Origin of the sequence: Daejeonella sp. (genome assembly GCF_036405355.1) — a bacterium.
Lineage (GTDB): Bacteria > Bacteroidota > Bacteroidia > Sphingobacteriales > Sphingobacteriaceae > Daejeonella.
Map to the genome: position 1 here is coordinate 17792 of NZ_DASWXT010000041.1, position 17786 is coordinate 35577.

General features: G+C 40.8%; 14 protein-coding genes. 2 read left to right on the top strand and 12 right to left on the bottom strand.

Annotated elements, in window-relative coordinates; all coding sequences use genetic code 11:
• Positions 1-17 precede the first annotated feature (17 nt).
• The 11 genes from VGE44_RS05205 to VGE44_RS05255 form a co-directional block, all read right to left on the bottom strand.
• Complete coding sequence (locus tag VGE44_RS05205; RefSeq protein WP_331076689.1) at positions 18-377, bottom strand: YraN family protein; 360 nt, start codon at positions 375-377, stop codon at positions 18-20.
• A complete protein-coding gene (dnaG, locus tag VGE44_RS05210) occupies positions 377-2299 on the bottom strand; it encodes a DNA primase (RefSeq protein WP_331076690.1) in 1923 nt (640 codons plus the stop codon). The genes VGE44_RS05205 and dnaG overlap by 1 nt, the downstream gene beginning before the upstream one ends.
• Positions 2300-2338: 39 nt before the next feature.
• Positions 2339-2899, bottom strand: coding sequence for a DUF3109 family protein (locus VGE44_RS05215; RefSeq protein ID WP_331076691.1), 561 nt, complete (start codon positions 2897-2899; stop codon positions 2339-2341).
• 5 nt (positions 2900-2904) lie between these two features.
• A complete protein-coding gene (locus tag VGE44_RS05220) occupies positions 2905-3678 on the bottom strand; it encodes a DUF3108 domain-containing protein (RefSeq protein WP_331076692.1) in 774 nt (257 codons plus the stop codon).
• 98 nt (positions 3679-3776) lie between these two features.
• Entirely contained in the window at positions 3777-4289 is a 513-nt protein-coding gene (locus VGE44_RS05225; RefSeq protein ID WP_331076693.1) for a DUF2480 family protein, read from the bottom strand.
• 112 nt (positions 4290-4401) lie between these two features.
• Positions 4402-6513 carry a peptidylprolyl isomerase gene (locus tag VGE44_RS05230; RefSeq protein WP_331076694.1) on the bottom strand — a complete coding sequence of 704 codons (2112 nt, stop codon included), beginning with the start codon at positions 6511-6513 and terminating at the stop codon, positions 4402-4404.
• A 186-nt stretch (positions 6514-6699) separates the two neighbouring features.
• The gene (locus VGE44_RS05235) at positions 6700-7635 is read right to left on the bottom strand and encodes a hypothetical protein (protein ID WP_331076695.1); all 936 of its coding nucleotides are present in this window, start codon (positions 7633-7635) and stop codon (positions 6700-6702) included.
• 44 nt (positions 7636-7679) lie between these two features.
• On the bottom strand, positions 7680-8864 hold the full coding sequence (locus VGE44_RS05240) for a M20 family metallopeptidase (protein ID WP_331076696.1): 1185 nt from the start codon (positions 8862-8864) through the stop codon (positions 7680-7682).
• On the bottom strand, positions 8864-9268 hold the full coding sequence (locus VGE44_RS05245) for an SPOR domain-containing protein (RefSeq protein WP_331076697.1): 405 nt from the start codon (positions 9266-9268) through the stop codon (positions 8864-8866). The genes VGE44_RS05240 and VGE44_RS05245 overlap by 1 nt, the downstream gene beginning before the upstream one ends.
• Before the next feature lie 4 nt (positions 9269-9272).
• Entirely contained in the window at positions 9273-12575 is a 3303-nt protein-coding gene (gene secA / locus VGE44_RS05250; protein WP_331076698.1) for a preprotein translocase subunit SecA, read from the bottom strand.
• A gap of 141 nt (positions 12576-12716) precedes the next feature.
• Positions 12717-13868, bottom strand: a complete 1152-nt coding sequence (locus VGE44_RS05255) for an amidohydrolase family protein (RefSeq protein ID WP_331076699.1) — start codon at positions 13866-13868, stop codon at positions 12717-12719.
• A 191-nt stretch (positions 13869-14059) separates the two neighbouring features.
• Here VGE44_RS05255 and purD point away from each other — a divergent pair, with 191 nt between their 5' ends.
• Positions 14060-15346, top strand: coding sequence for a phosphoribosylamine--glycine ligase (purD, locus tag VGE44_RS05260; protein WP_331076700.1), 1287 nt, complete (start codon positions 14060-14062; stop codon positions 15344-15346).
• A gap of 54 nt (positions 15347-15400) precedes the next feature.
• Here purD and VGE44_RS05265 read toward each other — a convergent pair whose 3' ends face one another.
• A complete protein-coding gene (locus VGE44_RS05265; protein ID WP_331076701.1) occupies positions 15401-16540 on the bottom strand; it encodes an AhpC/TSA family protein in 1140 nt (379 codons plus the stop codon).
• A 110-nt stretch (positions 16541-16650) separates the two neighbouring features.
• Between VGE44_RS05265 and galK the strand changes: the two genes are divergently transcribed.
• Positions 16651-17786: galactokinase (galK, locus tag VGE44_RS05270; RefSeq protein WP_331076702.1), on the top strand; the 1136-nt coding region annotated here is incomplete at its 3' end.

A 17786-nucleotide genomic window follows, 5' to 3' on the forward strand; every position in this document is an offset into this window, starting at 1 on the left:
AAAGGACATCCTGAATCTCATGGCCAGAATGCATCTTCTGTATGCCTGATTACCGGATCCCCAAATTTATTAAACAGGATTGTAATTATATCAAAACGTACTTCATTCTGATGATTCATCAGATGAATATATTCACCGGCAGCCATTGCCAGAAGTTTCTGTTTAGCCTTACTCACAAAATCCTCGGGTTCAGCAAATCTGTTATTCCCCCGGGCTTTGACCTCCACAAAAACTATAATCGGGTTTCTGTAAGCAATCAGATCAATTTCCGCTTTCCTGAATCTCCAGTTTTCATCCAAAATTTCATAACCCTTTTCCTCAAGATACTTTCTTGCAAGCAATTCACCCTGATTCCCAAAGACATTATGCAGGGCCATTACTTCAGGATAACAGAACCCAAAAACATTGAGATACCTTTCTCCACCTCTTTTACCTGCATGTACCTGCGCATCAGAATAGCCTGATTATCAGAATCCTGCTCAGCCTGAATTTCATCACGAATTTTTCTCAGGATCCGGTCGACCTTACGTTTCTTTAAATGAAAGATTCCTCCCAGAATGGTTGACCTAAGATTTTCACTTTCATTTCTGACGTATATCTTTCTTCGTGCGTACCAGTTTTCACTCAGAATATAGGGTGATGATACCATGGCTATTGCCAGATCAGCTATCTGATGATCGGAGTTCTTAATAAAATCCTGCTCGGAGGGGAGTTCTCCATTCTCAAGCTGTTTCTTGTATTCCTCAATAATCTGAATACATTGTGGATGCTCAAATGTAACATCGGCCAGATTAGAAATGATATAAGGTGCTATATAGGTATCAGTTATATCATCCCAATGCACTAGCTCATGCCCATAGTTCAGAAGTAGCCGAACGATCTCTTTCTCCTGCGCCTCATCTGTATCTGAAATTCCGGCCGGCTCCGGCATATCGGGTTCCGGAACATTCTCAGCCTGTACCTGAGGAGTATTGAAGTTATTATCTTTTTTTATTTTACCGAGACGAATTTTATTCAGCTCTGATATAAGTACCCGCTCCTCTATCTGAAGCAGGGAGCTGCATTCACGCACGAAAACAGAAGCTTTAATCCCATCAGGAATTTTGGCAATACTCTCCACAACCTCTCTGATTATACCTGCTCTCTTAATTGGATCATTCCCGGCATCCTTTAAAAGTATACTCGTTTTAAAAAGTATAAAATCCTTCTTACTTCCTTCGATATGGGATTTAAATGCAGCACTTCCGAACTTCTGCACATAAGAATCCGGATCATCCCCATCCGGGAAAAGGACGATCTTTACATTCAAACCCTCCTCCAGAATCATATCCAAACCCCTTAATGATGCTTTGATTCCCGCATCATCACCATCATAAAGAATTGTAATGTTCTTGGTAAACCTGCCGATCATTCTGATCTGCTCAATCGTCAATGAAGTGCCTGAAGAAGCTACTACATTCTCAATGCCTGCCTGATGCACCGAAAGCACATCTGCATAACCTTCAACCAGATAGCAATTATCTTCATCGCGCATGGATTTCTTCGCAAAGAATAATCCGTAAAGTACGTTCGATTTATGATAGATATCGCTTTCGGGAGAGTTAACATATTTCGGAACGGCCTTATCTGTTTTTAAAGTTCTTCCTCCAAAACCAATGACCCTGCCTGTAAAACTATGGATAGGGAACATCACCCTCCCGCGGAAACGGTCATAGAATTTTTCATTCTCCTTACGGATAGTGAGACCGGTCTCTTCAAGAAATTGAATATTATAACCTTCAGTAATTGCATTTTGGGTCAATGCATCCCATACATCAGGAGAATAACCTAACTCAAATTTTTTAATGATATCATCTCTGAAACCACGTTCCTTAAAATAACTGAGTCCGATACTTTTGCCTTCATCGGTCTCAAGCATCTGCTGCTGAAAAAACTTCGCCGCCCAGGCAGAAACAATGTACAAACTTTCTCGCCTGTCGTTAACCGCCTGCTCTTCAGGTGTATTTTCTACCTCGGCAATTTCAATGCTGTATTTATTGGCCAGATAACGCAATGCCTCAGGGTAAGTCGCCTTTTCGTGTTCCATAATGAAACGGACAGAATCGCCTCCCTTACCACAACCAAAGCATTTGAAAATTCCCTTTCCGACAGAGACGTGAAAAGAAGGAGTTTTTTCATTATGAAAGGGACAAAGGCCAATCATACTGGTCCCACGTCGTTTTAAAGACACAAAATCACCTACAACTTCCTCTATACGGGATGTTTCAATGATCTTGTCGACGGTATCCTTTGGAATCAATTTTTTATTACTGGAATTTAAAAATAGTTAAAGTATTTATCATTTACTCACCTTAGCTTCAAGCTCGGCGTACCATTCAGCACCATACTTACGGATAAGTGGCTCCTTCAAAAATTCATGAACTGAAACTTTCAATTCCTTCCCAAAGGCACAGGCAGCACTGCAGATGCTCCATCGGTCGTAATGAAGCACATCAAACTCAGGGTAATTTGTAATTCGAATAGGATATAAATGGCATGAGATTGGTTTTTTCCAGGCTATTTTACCATCTTCCCAGGCCTTCTCAATAGCGCATTTGCTAATCCCATTCTCCATGATCACATAAGCACATTCCTTATTGGTATCTACGCAGGGGGTAGTATAATCTCCCTCAAAATCTTTCACATAGGTTCCAAACTCTTCAATAACAGCTATTCCCTTTTCTGTCATATAAGGCTTAACCAGTGGGTAGATCTCATCCAGAACTGCCAGCTCATCCCGCTCCAGGGGTGCTCCTGAATCACCTTCAATGCAACAGATTCCCTTACATTTATTGAGATTACAAACAAAATTCTCATTGACTACATCCTCATGAACCAATGTGCTCTGTACTTCGATCATATATATTATTTTACTAAACCCAGGGGATACTTTAATCCATCAGCTGTCATAAGTTCGAGGGTTACTGAACCTACAAGAATCTCAACATGAGCCTTTACAGGAATGCGGTTTGCATCATCTGTTATCCAAAGGTATAATTTACTATCCTTTCTGAAAATTCTGCCGGGTTGTATCGATGGACTAAATTTGATACAATTAAATGTGCCCAAGGCGGTTTTTATACGTTCTCTGCCTACAAACTGTACCTCCAGTTTGCTTATTCCATCACCCAGAAAATAATCCATACTGAACTTATCTCCCTGCTTCAATTTTGAAATATCCAGACTTCTGGCAAAGAAATAAGCAGAAACAACATCAAATGTTTGACCGTTACCTCTAAAAGTGCCTTTATTCGAAACTACTTTCTTCTCATCCTGATAAAACCGCGCCTTATCACTTCGACGATAATTTGCTTCCCTAATATTCTCTGTATACAAATACGGACTTAAACTTTCCTTGTCAACATAGGAATCGTAACGATTCCTGACTTTATAAAAAACATTAAAAGATCCGGCTGTACGGCCTTCTGCAAGCAAATGAAAAACAGGGCGATCATCAAATTTAGCATTCGTATCCAATACTTTAATTGAAGCTTCTGCGGCAGTAATAAAGCCGTAACGAAGCCTGTAAGTAAGATACTCGCCCGCTTGAAACACAGGCTCCTTAACGTTTTGCAATCCCTGAGAAAATGCTGCAGAACAGGATATCAGCAGAAGAAATAAAATACTTTTTTTAACCATTTGGTCTTTACTGCAAAAAGTGAACCATCCCGGATCAAGTCCGGGATGACAACCGGATCAAGTCTGGAGCGACGGCCCTGGACTGTCATAATGGACTGTCACTTACGCTTGAATATAGGTACAGTAGAACATGGTTCACCATACATAATGCTTTTAGCTATTTCTGTCAGTTTTACTGTAAGTTCAATATAGGCTGAATCGGGAATGTGAATCTCACCACAGCCCTTTATCACTACACGCTGGTCCCGGTACTTTTCAAAGTCTAACTGATTTAATTTACGGTCGAAAAGAATAGTCTCGAGTACATCAAGGTCACCAAAAACTACTGTTTCTGCAAAGGGTGCCATCTTATTTGCAAGTAGCATATAGGCCCAGGTTGGGACTATAGCATCAGCTGAACAACCGATTGCGATATGTTTACCGGAATAGGATTCCCAGTTATGTTCTTTTATGAATTCTCTGAAATCCTTTTCCCTGAGCATTAAGCCATGAAAAAGGTTATCCTTAATATCATAAAATATACGTTCGCCAGCCGGGTACAATTCGGCCAGGTCAAAGCTGATGAGCCCGCTCTCAGCAACCCGATTAATAATGTTTTCCTGAACTTCCATCTTCTCTCCTGATTATTGAACAGCAAAATCCGGAATGATACCGATTAGCTGCAAAAAAAAAAATCCGGAAGTGAATGAACACTTCCGGATACAAAGTTAGTGAAAATAGCTATTAAAAGAATTTAACGCGATTATCCTTGATCTTTGAGTTATCACGTAAAGCTTTGAAAGCCTCGCCTGAAGCACGTTGTGCCAGGCCCTGAGATACCTGAACCTTTTGTTTAAAGGCATTGGTAAGGGGTGCGGGCTTACTAAAGCCGTTTACAATGAAAACGAACACTCCCTGATCACCTTCAATAGGTTTCGATAATTTACCTGGCTGTGACCCAAAAAGAGTTCCAACAAGCACATTTTCCTGTGAAAGTCCTGGGATTACCGGGTTTGCAAACACAATATTCTGTACCGGTGTTACTGCTCTGCCAACTTTTTGAGCTACCTGATCGATCGATTTAGATCCGGCCAAAGCCTTTTCCATTTTCTCAATCAGCATTCGCGCTTTAACCCGCTTCATTACCATTGGCTCAATATCTTTCTTTACCTGATCAAGAGGAAGTGTCCCTTCTTTAAATATATCTACTACTCTGGCGACGGCAAACTTACTTCCCATTTCAAAAACCTGATTTGAAACATCTCCCTTATCAGCACCAAATACCCATCTAACCATCTCGCGCGGACTATCCAATCCCGGAATAGAAGATTGAGTAGCTATCACATTATCGGCAAGTAGTTTAGCATAACCTGCCTTTTTAGCTTCCGCATCAAATGTTTCAGCATCTTTTGCAACAGTAAGGAAACTTGTTGCTTTTGAATAGGCTTCCTGTTGTGTTTTATTACTTGCTGAGAAAGATTTATCTACAATAGCAACTTTAGCTACTCTGGAAGAACCAATCTGAGCGTTGATCTTAATTACATGAACACCGAACTGGGTAGTGATCACTTTAAGATCACCTGTTTTACCATTGAAAACTGCTTCCTCAAATGCAGGTACCATAGCGCCTCTTGCAAACGTACCAAGATCACCGCCTGAATCTTTCGAAGCATCAGTCCCAAATTTTGCTGCAAGCTCAGTGAAGCTGCCTCCTTTTGCAATTACACCTCTGATTGAGTCCGCCTTTGCTTTTGCTTTATCTATACCGCCTTCAGTAGCAGGGTTTAGTAAAATATGACTTGCTTTTACTGAATCAGGTCCTACCTTAAGATCCAGAACCTTTACCATTTTGTAAACACCACCGGTAAACAAAGGACCAATAAATGCTCCATTTGAAGCACTGAATACTGCTGAATCAAGTGCAGGCTCTAATTGCCCTTTACGAACATAGGTGATAGGCATTTTAGTTTCAGCGTTGATACTTACAAATAATGAGTCGTTAGTAGCAGCTCTGAACTCGGCAGCGGTTTTTGCAACCATAGCCTTTATATCTGCCGAATCGGCCTTTGAAGGGTTCGCATCAAAAACGATGTACTCAAATGAGCGCTTCTCCAAAGGATTCTTAAACCTGTAAATATTTTCCTTGTAATAATCAGAATAATCCTGATCGGTCAGTTTGACCTGATTATCCGGAACTGAACTATACTCAAGATTTACAAAACTGAAATTCGCAAGTTTATTACGCTGATCGTAATCTTCCCTCGCCTCAAGAGAGGTAACGTAAAGACTGTTTTTAATAAGATTTGTATACTTCTGTGCCAGTTTATTCTCACGGATATTGAGCAAAAAGGCAGTCCACTGCTGACTAACAGGGCTTGATGCAGGCTGAGACTTTACATTCTCAAGGAACGCATTTAACTGCATTCTGTTCAGCTGACCTGTTTGAGGATCTCCAAAGTTCTGAATGATCTGAGGATCAGGATTTTTACCTGACACAAGGTCGTTTAACTCGTTCTTACTAACCTGCAAACCTAAACGGCTCATTTCCTTGCTCATCAAAATCTGTGAAATCGATTGATTCCATGTATTTTCAATGATATAAGAGGTCATTTGTGGATCCAGATTACTCTGACCCATCTGTTGTTTGAAATTATTCGTGTTCTGCTCTACCTTCTCGTTGAATTCCAGAATAGAAATGGACTTACCGTCAACTTCCCCAACTTCAGTCTGATTTCCCTGCATAAACGATCCGCCCATCTGTACTGCGTCGCTTACTAAAAATGCAACAATTGCAAAACCAATAGCCCCAACGATGATTATCCCTGCACGGTTCCGCAAAAAACTCATTATTCCCATATCCGTATTTTTTTTCTAATATAATTTTAAAAGAGGGCGCAAGATACAAATTTTGGAAAATAAACAATAGCTTAATTTGAGGAAGAAATAAAGGTGCAAAATGCTTGTGTGCCAATGGCTTTGAGCAGACTGAATTTTATTAAAACAATCTCCTAAAAGAACAATAAAGATTGGGGTATCAAAAAATTATTTATACCCTTTATGGAGGATCAGGAAACTAGCCCGTTCTTCCCGCTTAAAGGGTATATCCCAGTTGCCCTGATAGCTGATCTTGGTTGGCAACAGGGTTTTGTCTTCACCAAAATATCCCAACTCGATATTCATCTGAACATCAAAATCAAAAGCGAGATTTCCATATTTCATGTCTACATAACGTCCGAGAATTTGAAAATTACGCATATCAAAGATCGTGACCAGTTCCTTAATCATCATCCCTCCTTCAGTCCAGCCCGACAGATCCGGCTTAAGTGCAACCTTAAATCGGTAAACAGGAATTGAATCAAGATAGGTCCCTCTGTAAAAGGTATAATCGTAATACTGCCTCATGTTTGGGGTGAAAATCTGAGTTTTATTGCCAATGAAAGGCACACCCTTAATTGGTTTTCCCGGGCTGAAGATCAGGGTTTTCAGCTTATCTTTGTACGATTCATTACTTTCGCCTTTTGCTCCTGATATCGGCGCAGAAGGAACAAAATCAGAATTATAGGCATTCATGAAGATATAATCAAACATCTCGACCGTGTAAAGGGAATATTTTCCATTTCGTTTGTAGACATTACCCTCATCCCTTTTCTCAAGGATATCCATTTTATAAGGGCCGGTATTATTATGGTAGATTCTGCGATAGATTTTACCTTCAACCGCATTTGCTTTGTCGTATGTAAAAATGCGGTTCTCAGCATTAAAGCTGTATTTTTTCATATTACGAAAGGCCGCATAAAAGCTGGTATCATTAATGATCTCATTAATGAAGGTCTCGGCAGTAAGACGTGTTGAAGTTATGGTGATTGCCGAATCGATAGTGACAGTAAGTACTGTATCGGGATTAAAACGCGGAATTTTCTGAGCCAAACCTATACTGTAAACACCCAACAGGCTCAGTAATAAATATATTTTCTTCATATTAATTTCAAAAAAGCATATACATCCCAAAGAAGTATATGATACTAGTTACCCAACTGCTTCAGGGCAATATATGCCATCAATCCGGTACTTAATTTGAGCGATTCTTCATCCACATCAAATGTCGGTGTATGAACCGAAGAGGTTATCCCACGCTCCTTATTACCAGTACCCAGTCTGTAGAAACAGGCATCAGAAACCTGGGAATAATAAGCAAAATCCTCTGCGGCCATCCAGATATCCAGATCCAGAACGTTTTCTTTTCCTAAATAGTCTTCGGCATGGGCACGAACATCAGCTGTCAGTTTTTCTTCATTGATGAGAAATGGATATCCACGAACGATATTAAAATCGCAGCTTCCACCCATAGCTTCAGCAATGCCTTCAGCCATTTTCTTCATTTTTTCATGAGCTCTGGCTCTCCAGTCTTCATCCATCGTACGGAAAGTTCCTTCAAGGTAAACCTCATTCGGAATCACATTCGTAGCACCATTGGCAATAACCTTACCAAAGGAAAGTACAGATGGTGTTTTGGGATCTGCGACGCGGCTGATGATTTGCTGTAAAGCAACTATAATATGAGAAGTAATCAATACAGGGTCAATATTTTGCTGAGGCTGTGCTCCATGACCACCTTTTCCGTGAACAGTTACATAGATCTCGTCGGTTGAAGCCATGTATTTCCCTGATCGGAAACCGACTTGTCCTGCCTCAATCAAAGGCATTACATGTTGTCCGATCACAGCATCAGGTTTTGGATTTTCAAGAACCCCTTCCTTGATCATCATACTTGCACCACCAGGTAATTTCTCTTCGGCAGGCTGAAATATCAGTTTTATGGTTCCTCCGAACTCATTTTTTAGTTCAGTTAGAATCTTTGCAGTCCCAAGAAGAGAAGAGGTATGCGCATCATGTCCGCAAGCATGCATCACACCAGAATTCTTTGATTTATAAGGTACATCATTCGCCTCAACAATAGGCAAAGCATCCATATCAGCACGAAGGGCTATAACCGCATCAGAAGGTTTCTCACCTTTGATCATCGCTACTAAACCTGTATTCGCCATCTTTTGATACTTAATTCCAAGTTCATCAAGCTTCTGTGCTACATAAGCTGAAGTCTGATACTCATGGAAGGAAAGTTCAGGATTGGCATGTAAATGCCGGCGGCTCTCAACCACATTTGCGTGGATTTCTTTTGCAAGAAGGCTAATCTTATCTTTTAACATTATTTAAGAATTATCATTTCAGAAAAAATGAACATGGAAGTATAGTATTTCTTTAGTTCATTCATCAATTTTTCGGCTTCCAGCCGGGTTCGGAAATCCCCAACTCTCAGCCGGTAATTTGGCTGGGTATAACTGATATAGGTATTAATACCGGGATACCTTGCTTTAAATTTTGCCTGTTCAGAATAAGCAACCTGCCGATCTAAACCTGAAAAAATCTGCACCCTGAAACCTGATAAAGTTACATTATTGCCTGTAAGACCTGCCCTGTTCAATTCCAGGCGACGTGCGATCAGGCTGTCAATTTGCGGGTCTTTTGTAACCAGAACCTTACCCTTTTCCTGAGCTGCCAGCTGCTGGAAACACATAATAAGAATAAATCCGATGAGGCTTTTCCAATGCATTCGTTTAATCGGCTCCTATTCCATGGCAGTTTTTGTACTTCTTACCGCTTCCGCAAGGGCAAGGATCATTTCTGCCTATCTTCTGTTCCACCCTGATCGGCTGAGTCTTTTGCAGTTCTCTGGTATCATCAACAGGTACTCCACCTGATGACTGATTAAGCTCCGGTTTTGAAACTTTTAATTTACTCAGATCCTGGCGTGGCTGAGGGCGTGCCTCACGTACCTGGTCGGGATCCTGAGAAGGAATATTTCCCTTGAAAAGGAAGCTGACGATATCTTTATTAACGGTTGCAAGCATCTGTTTGAACATATTAAATGCCTCCATTTTATACACAATCAAAGGATCCTTCTGCTCATAAACCGCATTCTGTACCGACTGCTTCAATTCATCCATCTCACGCAGATGCTCTTTCCAGGCATCGTCGATAAGAGCAAGTACCACACTCTTTTCGAAGGCCTTAAATACCTCATAACCATTACTTTCAACAGCTTTCTTAAGATTAGTTGCTACCTGAACTGAACGTATTCCATCGGAAAAAGGAACCACAATATTTTCAATCTGATCACCACGCTCTTTAAAAACATCTCTTAAAACCGGAAGCGTTTGGTTTGCAATGGCTTCAAGTTTACGGTGATAGAAGTCATTGATCTTCTCAAAAACTTCATCAGTAAGAGTATGAATATTGCTCGCTGCAAATTGCTTTTCTGTAAGTTCGGGATCAACAGAGAAAATGCGGATCACCTCCATCTGGAAGCCTTCAAAATTACCCTGATCCTTGTATTCGGAAACAACATCCTCAACCACATCAAAAATGGTATTGTTCAGGTCTACATCCAGGCGCTCTCCGAATAATGCATTCTTACGTTTTGCATAAACTACAGAACGCTGTGAGTTCATCACATCATCATACTCGAGTAATCTCTTACGAACACCGAAGTTGTTTTCCTCCACCTTACGTTGTGCACGCTCAATGGATTTGGTGATCATTGAATGCTGAATTACTTCGCCTTCTTCGATTCCCATTCTGACCATGATATTGGATATCCGCTCAGAGCCAAATAGACGCATCAGGTTATCTTCCAGAGATACAAAAAACTGACTGGAACCCGGATCACCCTGACGGCCTGCACGACCACGTAATTGTCTGTCGACACGGCGTGATTCATGGCGTTCGGTACCCACAATCGCTAAACCTCCTGCATCCTTAACACCAGGGCCAAGCTTGATATCCGTACCACGACCCGCCATATTGGTGGCAATGGTAACTGTTCCTGCCTGTCCGGCTTCTGCAACGATATCCGCTTCTTTCTGGTGAAGTTTCGCGTTCAAAACGTTATGCTTTATGCCTCTTAGCTTAAGCATCCTGCTCAGTAATTCGGAAATCTCAACTGAAGTGGTACCTACCAGCACAGGTCTGCCCGCCTCAGTTAATCTTGTAATTTCATCAGCGACAGCATTGTATTTCTCACGAACGGTACGATAAACCATATCTTCATGATCCTTACGCTGAGCAGTCACATTGGTTGGGATTTCAACAACATCCAATTTATAGATCTGCCAAAGCTCGCCGGCTTCTGTAACAGCCGTTCCGGTCATACCACATAATTTATGGTACATCCTGAAGAAGTTCTGCAGGGTAATGGTTGCATAGGTTTGGGTAGCATCTTCAACCTTAACATTCTCTTTAGCCTCGATCGCCTGATGTAATCCATCAGAATAACGGCGGCCATCCATGATACGACCAGTTTGTTCATCAACCAATTTGATCTTACCCTCATCAACGATATATTCAACATCGATCTCAAAGAGGGTATAAGCCTTAAGTAATTGGTTTACAGAGTGTATACGCTCAGATTTTATTGAGAAATCACGCATTAAAGCGTCTTTTTTCTCGATTTTTTCTTCGGTAGATAACGCGGATTTTTCAAGATCAGCGATCTCTGTACCAACATCCGGCATCACAAAGAAGTTTTGATCTTCTCCTGAGGCGGTAATCAGCTCAATACCTTTTTCGGTCAATTCAACCTGATTATTTTTTTCATCAATCACAAAGAAAAGCTCGGCATCTGCCTTTGGCATTTCCTTATTCTGATTTTCCATGTGATAATTTTCTGCCTTGGTCAGAACCTGCTTCATGCCCGGTTCACTCAGAAATTTGATTAATGCCTTGCTCTTTGGCAAACCACGGTAGGCTCTCAAAAGGGCTAAACCACCTTCTGTCGGACCAGCATGACCTTCATTAATCAGTTTTTTTGCCTCGTTTAAAACACCGTTAACGAAATTTTTCTGGGCAGTTACCAGCCGTTCAATACGGGGTTTCAGTTCATAGAATTCGTGTTCATCACCTCTTGGAATTGGTCCTGAAATAATCAGCGGGGTTCTGGCATCATCGATCAATACCGAGTCAACCTCATCCACCATCGCAAAATGCAGCTTACGCTGAACCAGGCTTTCGGGATTCAGTGTCATATTGTCACGCAGGTAATCGAAACCAAATTCGTTATTGGTACCAAAGGTGATATCAGCCAGGTAGGCTTTGCGGCGTTCTTCAGAATTTGGCTGATGTTTATCGATACAATCAACAGTTAATCCGTGAAATTCAAATAATGGTCCGTTCCATTCCGAGTCACGTCGTGCCAGGTAATCATTCACCGTTACGATATGAACACCTTGTCCCGATAATGCATTCAGGTAGGCAGGCAGGGTTCCGACAAGGGTTTTACCCTCACCCGTTGCCATCTCGGCAATTTTACCCTGGTGAAGTACAATACCACCAATCAGCTGAACATCATAGTGAATCATGTTCCAGGTCACCTCAGTTCCGGCAGCAAGCCAGGTATTATGGTGAATAGCCTTGTCACCCTGAATCACAACATTCTTCTTGCGGGCAGCCAGTTCTCTGTCGGCCTGCGTAGCAGTAACTTCTATTGTTGTGTTTTCTGTGAAACGTCGTGCAGTATCTTTCATAACTGCAAAGGCCTCAGGTAATATTTCCATCAGGACTTTTTCAAGCTCCTTATCACGATCCTTTTGCAACTTATCCAACTGATCATAAAGTGCCGTCTTTTCATTAATTGGCAGATCTTCAGATTCTGCTTTGGTCTTCACAACCGCGATCTCTTTATCGATTTCTTCAAGAAATTCCTGAATACGGGCCTTAAAATATATTGTTCTTTGCCTTAATTCATCATTGCTAAGGGAATGCAATTTGGCATATTCCTCTTTAGTTTTTTCAACCAGTGGTTGAATCAGTTTTATATCACGATTTGATTTACTACCGAAAAGTTTACTTAAAAGTCCTAACATGTGTATGTGAAATATTGAAATTCAATTTATACAAGAATTGCGCCACTACCTCTTTATGGTCAGTTTGGCATAATTCAGGGGGCAAAATTACGATTATTAATGAGAAAAAAGGCCTTGCAGATTCTGGCCGGGGTGGTATAATTATCTGATCCTAAACACAGGGAACAACTTTTCAGCATTTGTCCGGTATATTTTATCCACAACCTCTCTGGGCAGCTTTAGTCCTCTGAATTCACCCTCAACCTTAGGTACACGCATCTTTTGGTCGCCCGAAAAAAACTGCCAGTGGCGCATCCATACTTCATGGGCATGTTTTTTTATCCCTGCCGGATCCTTAATTCCCTTATTAACAATATCCATTGCAGAACTTCTCAAATCGGTACCATAAACAAGTCTGTCCTGATACTTTATAAAAAAATCATGCACCTTTTGCCATTCGGTCAATGCCTGATATTGCAAATGCGAAACCCGTTCTGCCATATCAACACTCATATTGGGAAATTTATCCAGACGCTTTGCCAGTTCGTCGACACTCCACTCCAAACTTCCCAAATGGGCTCCTATAAATACCAGGTCCGGATGTTTTTCAAGCATCCGGTCTCTTGCATTAATATAATCTTCGTAAGATGGGCGTTCGGGATGTAAATACATATGTTCTTCGGGATGGGCACGGGCATAGTCGCGGTTTCCATTTACCGTCATCTTTTCCAAAGGCAACCAGGAGTTTCTGTGTTCTCCAAGATGTCCGATTAATGGGATATGGTTCTTCGCCAGGTAATCAAGTATTGGATCAAAACGTTGATGATCAATCATAACCAGCTGACCTTTTTCATCTTTCAGAAAGAAACCAATGTTCTTCCATACTTTCACCCCAACTGCTCCATTTTCGACTGATTGTTTTATGTAGCTTATCACTTCCTGCTGCCATCCCTCATTATTGAAGTTATCGAGCGAAAAAGTAGTTACCCAGGCATTCCGGCCCGGAAATACCTGTACCAACTCTGCCGAAAATTTTTGTTGTTCTTCAATTGGTTTACCGCCCGACTTAAATACATTCAAATTGAGGAAGCGAAAATTATCTTCTTCGGCCTGATTAATAAAAACTGTATCCGCATAGTTTTGGATATGCATATGTGCATCAATCTTGGGAACAGATTTAAAATCCTCATCAGTGTAATATTCAGGAATTGTATCTCTGCTATCTGATTTCGGACCATTTACATTTGTACAGGAAATTAATAAAAGCAAGAGCAATAACAGGCCGGGGTATTCAAATCTTATGAATTTCTTCATTTATCTATCATTTTTTTTGATTTAAAATTCCACTGTCCGAATAATTTCTCATTAATCCTTATAGCTTCTATGAACTCCAGAGAATTTTACAAGTTTAAATTAGTATTTAAATTACTGAATCCTCTATTAATTTTCGATTCGTAAGGCTCATTTACATTTGTTCATTTGCTAATTCGGCCTATCTTTACAGCATGAATATCCTCTTACTTGGTTCGGGTGGACGCGAATGTGCTTTCGCATCCAAAATGGCAGAAAGCCGGCATTTATCTCAGTTATATATCGCACCCGGAAATGCGGGAACTTCTGCCTATGGTAAGAATATAAACCTGCAACTAACGGATTTTGAAGGTATAGCTGCTTTTGTTCTTAAAAACAATGTTGAGATGCTTGTGGTGGGCCCTGAAGAGCCATTGGTAAAAGGAATTCATGATTTTTTTCTCGAACGCAGTGATTTATCACATATTCCGGTTATCGGTCCGCAGAAAGAGGGTGCTCAACTTGAGGGCAGCAAGGATTTTTCGAAGCAGTTCATGATTAAACATGGCATTCCGACTGCAGCATTTAAATCATTCACCAAGGCCAGTCTAAATGATGGCTTAAAATATCTTGAAACTCAGAAGCTTCCGATCGTGTTAAAAGCAGATGGATTAGCTGCCGGTAAAGGGGTACTGATTTGTGAGACTCTGGAAGATGCAAAAACTGAATTAAAAGCTATGCTTGCCGATGCAAAATTCGGAGAAGCCAGCAGTACGGTTGTTATTGAAGAGTTTTTAACAGGAATCGAGTTGTCTGTTTTTGTTTTAACGGATGGTAAATCATATAAAATCCTGCCTGAAGCCAAAGATTATAAACGAATTGGTGAAGGTGATACCGGACTAAATACAGGCGGCATGGGTTCAGTTTCTCCCGTTCCTTTTGCTGATGCAAAATTTATGCAAAAGGTGGAAGAACGGGTCATCATTCCAACAATTGAAGGTTTAAAAAAGGATAATATCCCTTATAAAGGATTTATATTTATTGGCCTGATGGCTGCAAGTTCGGCAGATGGGAAAGAGCCTTTTGTGATCGAGTACAATGTACGTATGGGCGATCCCGAAACCGAAAGTGTAATTCCAAGAATTGAAAGTGATCTTATCGAGTTGTTCATGGGTGTGGCTGATGAAAACCTTTCTGAAAAAGAACTAAAAATATCTCCAAAATTTGCAGCAACGATAATGATTGTTTCGGGAGGATATCCGGGAGAATATCTAAAGGGAAAAACTCTTTCTGGGATAGAAAACCTGAGAAACTCCGTCGCTTTTCATGCCGGGACCGAACTCGAAAATGGCGTCGTAAAGAGCAATGGTGGCAGGGTAATCGCAATCACCTCACTGCAGGATAATTTATTTGATGCAGTTCAAAACGCAACTGCTGATGCAGGAAGGATCTATTTTGATGGCAGATATTATCGTCCTGATATCGGTGCCGATTTACTGTAGATTTGTTCTCCCTGCTCTTTACAAATTTTAGTTAAAATTAACCTAATAGAAATTTTACTTCTTTAAAGGAAGTAATTCATTCAATTTATCTAAAAGATCAGGTCCGCGAAGGTCGCGACCAATGATTTTCCCATTCGGATCGAGAAGGAAATTCCTTGGAATACTGCTGACTTTGTACAATGCTGCCGCCTCACTTCCCCAGTATTTCAGATCGGAAACATGCTGCCAGTTCAGATTATCTTCACGGATTGCAGCAAGCCAGCTCTTTTTATCTCTGTCGAGCGAAACTCCAAAAACGGTAAATCCTTTATCCTTAAACTGCTTGTACGCATGCACAACGTTCGGGTTTTCCTGACGACAGGGCCCGCACCATGCTGCCCAAAAATCAAGCAGAACATATTTGCCTTTTAATGAGGAGAGGGGAATCGCTTTGCCCGAAGTATCGGATAATGCAAAATCAGGAGCAACAGCACCTAATGAGGTCTTCTTTTCAGAATCTATATAATCTTTTACCAGCTTAGCCGTTGCACTGTTTTGTATCCCCGAACTGAGACTTTTCAGAAGGCTATCAGCCTCAAAGAAATTAAATTTGCTGCCGGCAATACTTGGAATCAGCAATAGAGATGCAAAAGCTGTAGGATTTTGTTTTACAAAGGATAGTTGAAATTCCACCAATTCCCGGTTAACATCCCTGAATGGAATCCGATACAGGGCGGCAATGGAATCAGGAGAAATCCCTGATTGTGATTTTAGTTCGGCCTCTTTTCCAATCTGGTTTAACTTTTCGTAATAAGGTGCCTGCCCCGAACTTAAACGCTGCATATCATCCTGAGCTTTTGAACCACTAATAAGCGCATCATTAAGTCCACCATTAATTTGAACAGAGATATTACCACTATCAAGAATGAACTGTTTCGTTGTAGCCGGATTCTTTTTAAAATCCTGATCTATAGAAAGAAAAACAGGAACAGGTTCGTTGAAATCACCCTTTATATTAAATTTACCTTCCAGAATATTCACTTTCTGAACCTTCGGCTTAACATTACTGAAGAAGGAAGTTTCTGTAAAATACAGGCTTTTAATCTCAAGGTTGGCAACAGTTCCAATAATGGAATAAGACGCTTGCTGTGCAGAACTGATCAGCGGACAAACAAGAAGTAGTGAAAAATATATGATGTATTTGAAAAATCTCATGTGCTAGGAAACGTTAATCCTGCAAAATTAGTACTTATTAAACAATAATTTCCTTTATTATTGGCTGTGACATGAAGGTAAAGCATGTATTGAATTAAGAAAGATAAAAAATGAATGACCCTATCACATATTATCCACAAATCATCCGAAATAAATTCAAAGAGCTATTCGGGCAGGAAGCTCTGATTATTCGTTCACCGGGAAGGATAAACCTGATCGGTGAGCACCTCGATTATAATATGGGTTTCGTATTGCCTGCTGCAATCAATAAGGCAATCTGGCTCGGTATCCAGAAACGGGAGGACGATGAGATTAGACTGCACTCGCTTGATTACGAGGATAACTACGACACCAGCCTACTTAATATAGCTCCTTCAGGCAAATTATGGCCCGATTATATTCTTGGAGTAGTTGAACAGATTCAAAAAAAACATTCCTTAAAACATGGCTTTAATCTTGTATTTGGCGGGGATATCCCTCTGGGTGCCGGACTATCATCTTCTGCCGCTTTGGAATGCGCGACGGCCTATGCTCTGAATGAACTCTTCGGACTTGATTATGAAAAAATGGATCTGGTAAGAATCGGACAAGCAGCAGAGAATGAATTTGTGGGGGTAAAATGTGGTATCATGGATCAGTTTGCGAGTGTTTTTGGCAAGAAAGAGCATCTAATCCGATTGGATTGCCGGAATTTGGAATATGCTTATGTGCCATTCCATACTAAAGACATCAAAATATTGCTGTTTGATACACGTGTAAAACATTCTCTGGCTGATTCAGCTTATAATCAGCGCCGTGAGCAATGCGAAAAGGGAGTGGCACTCATACAGGAATTCCATCCCGAAGTGAGAAGTCTGCGAGACGTCAGCCAGGAAATGCTCGACAATATTGTAAAAACAGAGGATGAAACTGTCTACCGCAGATGCACTTATGTAGTTTCAGAAATCAAAAGGCTTTTAAATGGCTGTGAAGACCTCAAGAAAGATGATATGATCAGCTTTGGCAAAAGAATGTTTGAGACCCATGCCGGATTAAAAGACCTGTATGAAGTAAGCTGCAAAGAACTCGATCTGCTGGTTGATCTGGTCAAAGACAATCCCGGTGTGATTGGTGCCAGGATGATGGGTGGTGGTTTTGGGGGTTGTACGATCAATCTGGTAAAGGCAGAAGCTGCAAATGATCTCATAAAAAAAGTTACCGATGCTTACTTATCAGAAACAGGAACTGAAATGCTGGTTTATGAGGT

What these genes read in the sequence shown, in the direction of transcription:
- VGE44_RS05225 (WP_331076693.1), bottom strand. Translation starts at nt 4,289, where the DNA reads ATGGAAGTTCAGGAAAACATTATTAATCGGGTTGCTGAGAGCGGGCTC.
- secA (WP_331076698.1), bottom strand. Translation starts at nt 12,575, where the DNA reads ATGTTAGGACTTTTAAGTAAACTTTTCGGTAGTAAATCAAATCGTGAT.
- VGE44_RS05215 (WP_331076691.1), bottom strand. Translation starts at nt 2,899, where the DNA reads ATGATCGAAGTACAGAGCACATTGGTTCATGAGGATGTAGTCAATGAG.
- VGE44_RS05240 (WP_331076696.1), bottom strand. Translation starts at nt 8,864, where the DNA reads ATGTTAAAAGATAAGATTAGCCTTCTTGCAAAAGAAATCCACGCAAAT.
- VGE44_RS05230 (WP_331076694.1), bottom strand. Translation starts at nt 6,513, where the DNA reads ATGGGAATAATGAGTTTTTTGCGGAACCGTGCAGGGATAATCATCGTT.
- VGE44_RS05265 (WP_331076701.1), bottom strand. Translation starts at nt 16,540, where the DNA reads ATGAGATTTTTCAAATACATCATATATTTTTCACTACTTCTTGTTTGT.
- VGE44_RS05220 (WP_331076692.1), bottom strand. Translation starts at nt 3,678, where the DNA reads ATGGTTAAAAAAAGTATTTTATTTCTTCTGCTGATATCCTGTTCTGCA.
- VGE44_RS05255 (WP_331076699.1), bottom strand. Translation starts at nt 13,868, where the DNA reads ATGAAGAAATTCATAAGATTTGAATACCCCGGCCTGTTATTGCTCTTG.
- VGE44_RS05245 (WP_331076697.1), bottom strand. Translation starts at nt 9,268, where the DNA reads ATGCATTGGAAAAGCCTCATCGGATTTATTCTTATTATGTGTTTCCAG.
- VGE44_RS05235 (WP_331076695.1), bottom strand. Translation starts at nt 7,635, where the DNA reads ATGAAGAAAATATATTTATTACTGAGCCTGTTGGGTGTTTACAGTATA.
- purD (WP_331076700.1), top strand. Translation starts at nt 14,060, where the DNA reads ATGAATATCCTCTTACTTGGTTCGGGTGGACGCGAATGTGCTTTCGCA.
- VGE44_RS05205 (WP_331076689.1), bottom strand. Translation starts at nt 377, where the DNA reads ATGGCCCTGCATAATGTCTTTGGGAATCAGGGTGAATTGCTTGCAAGA.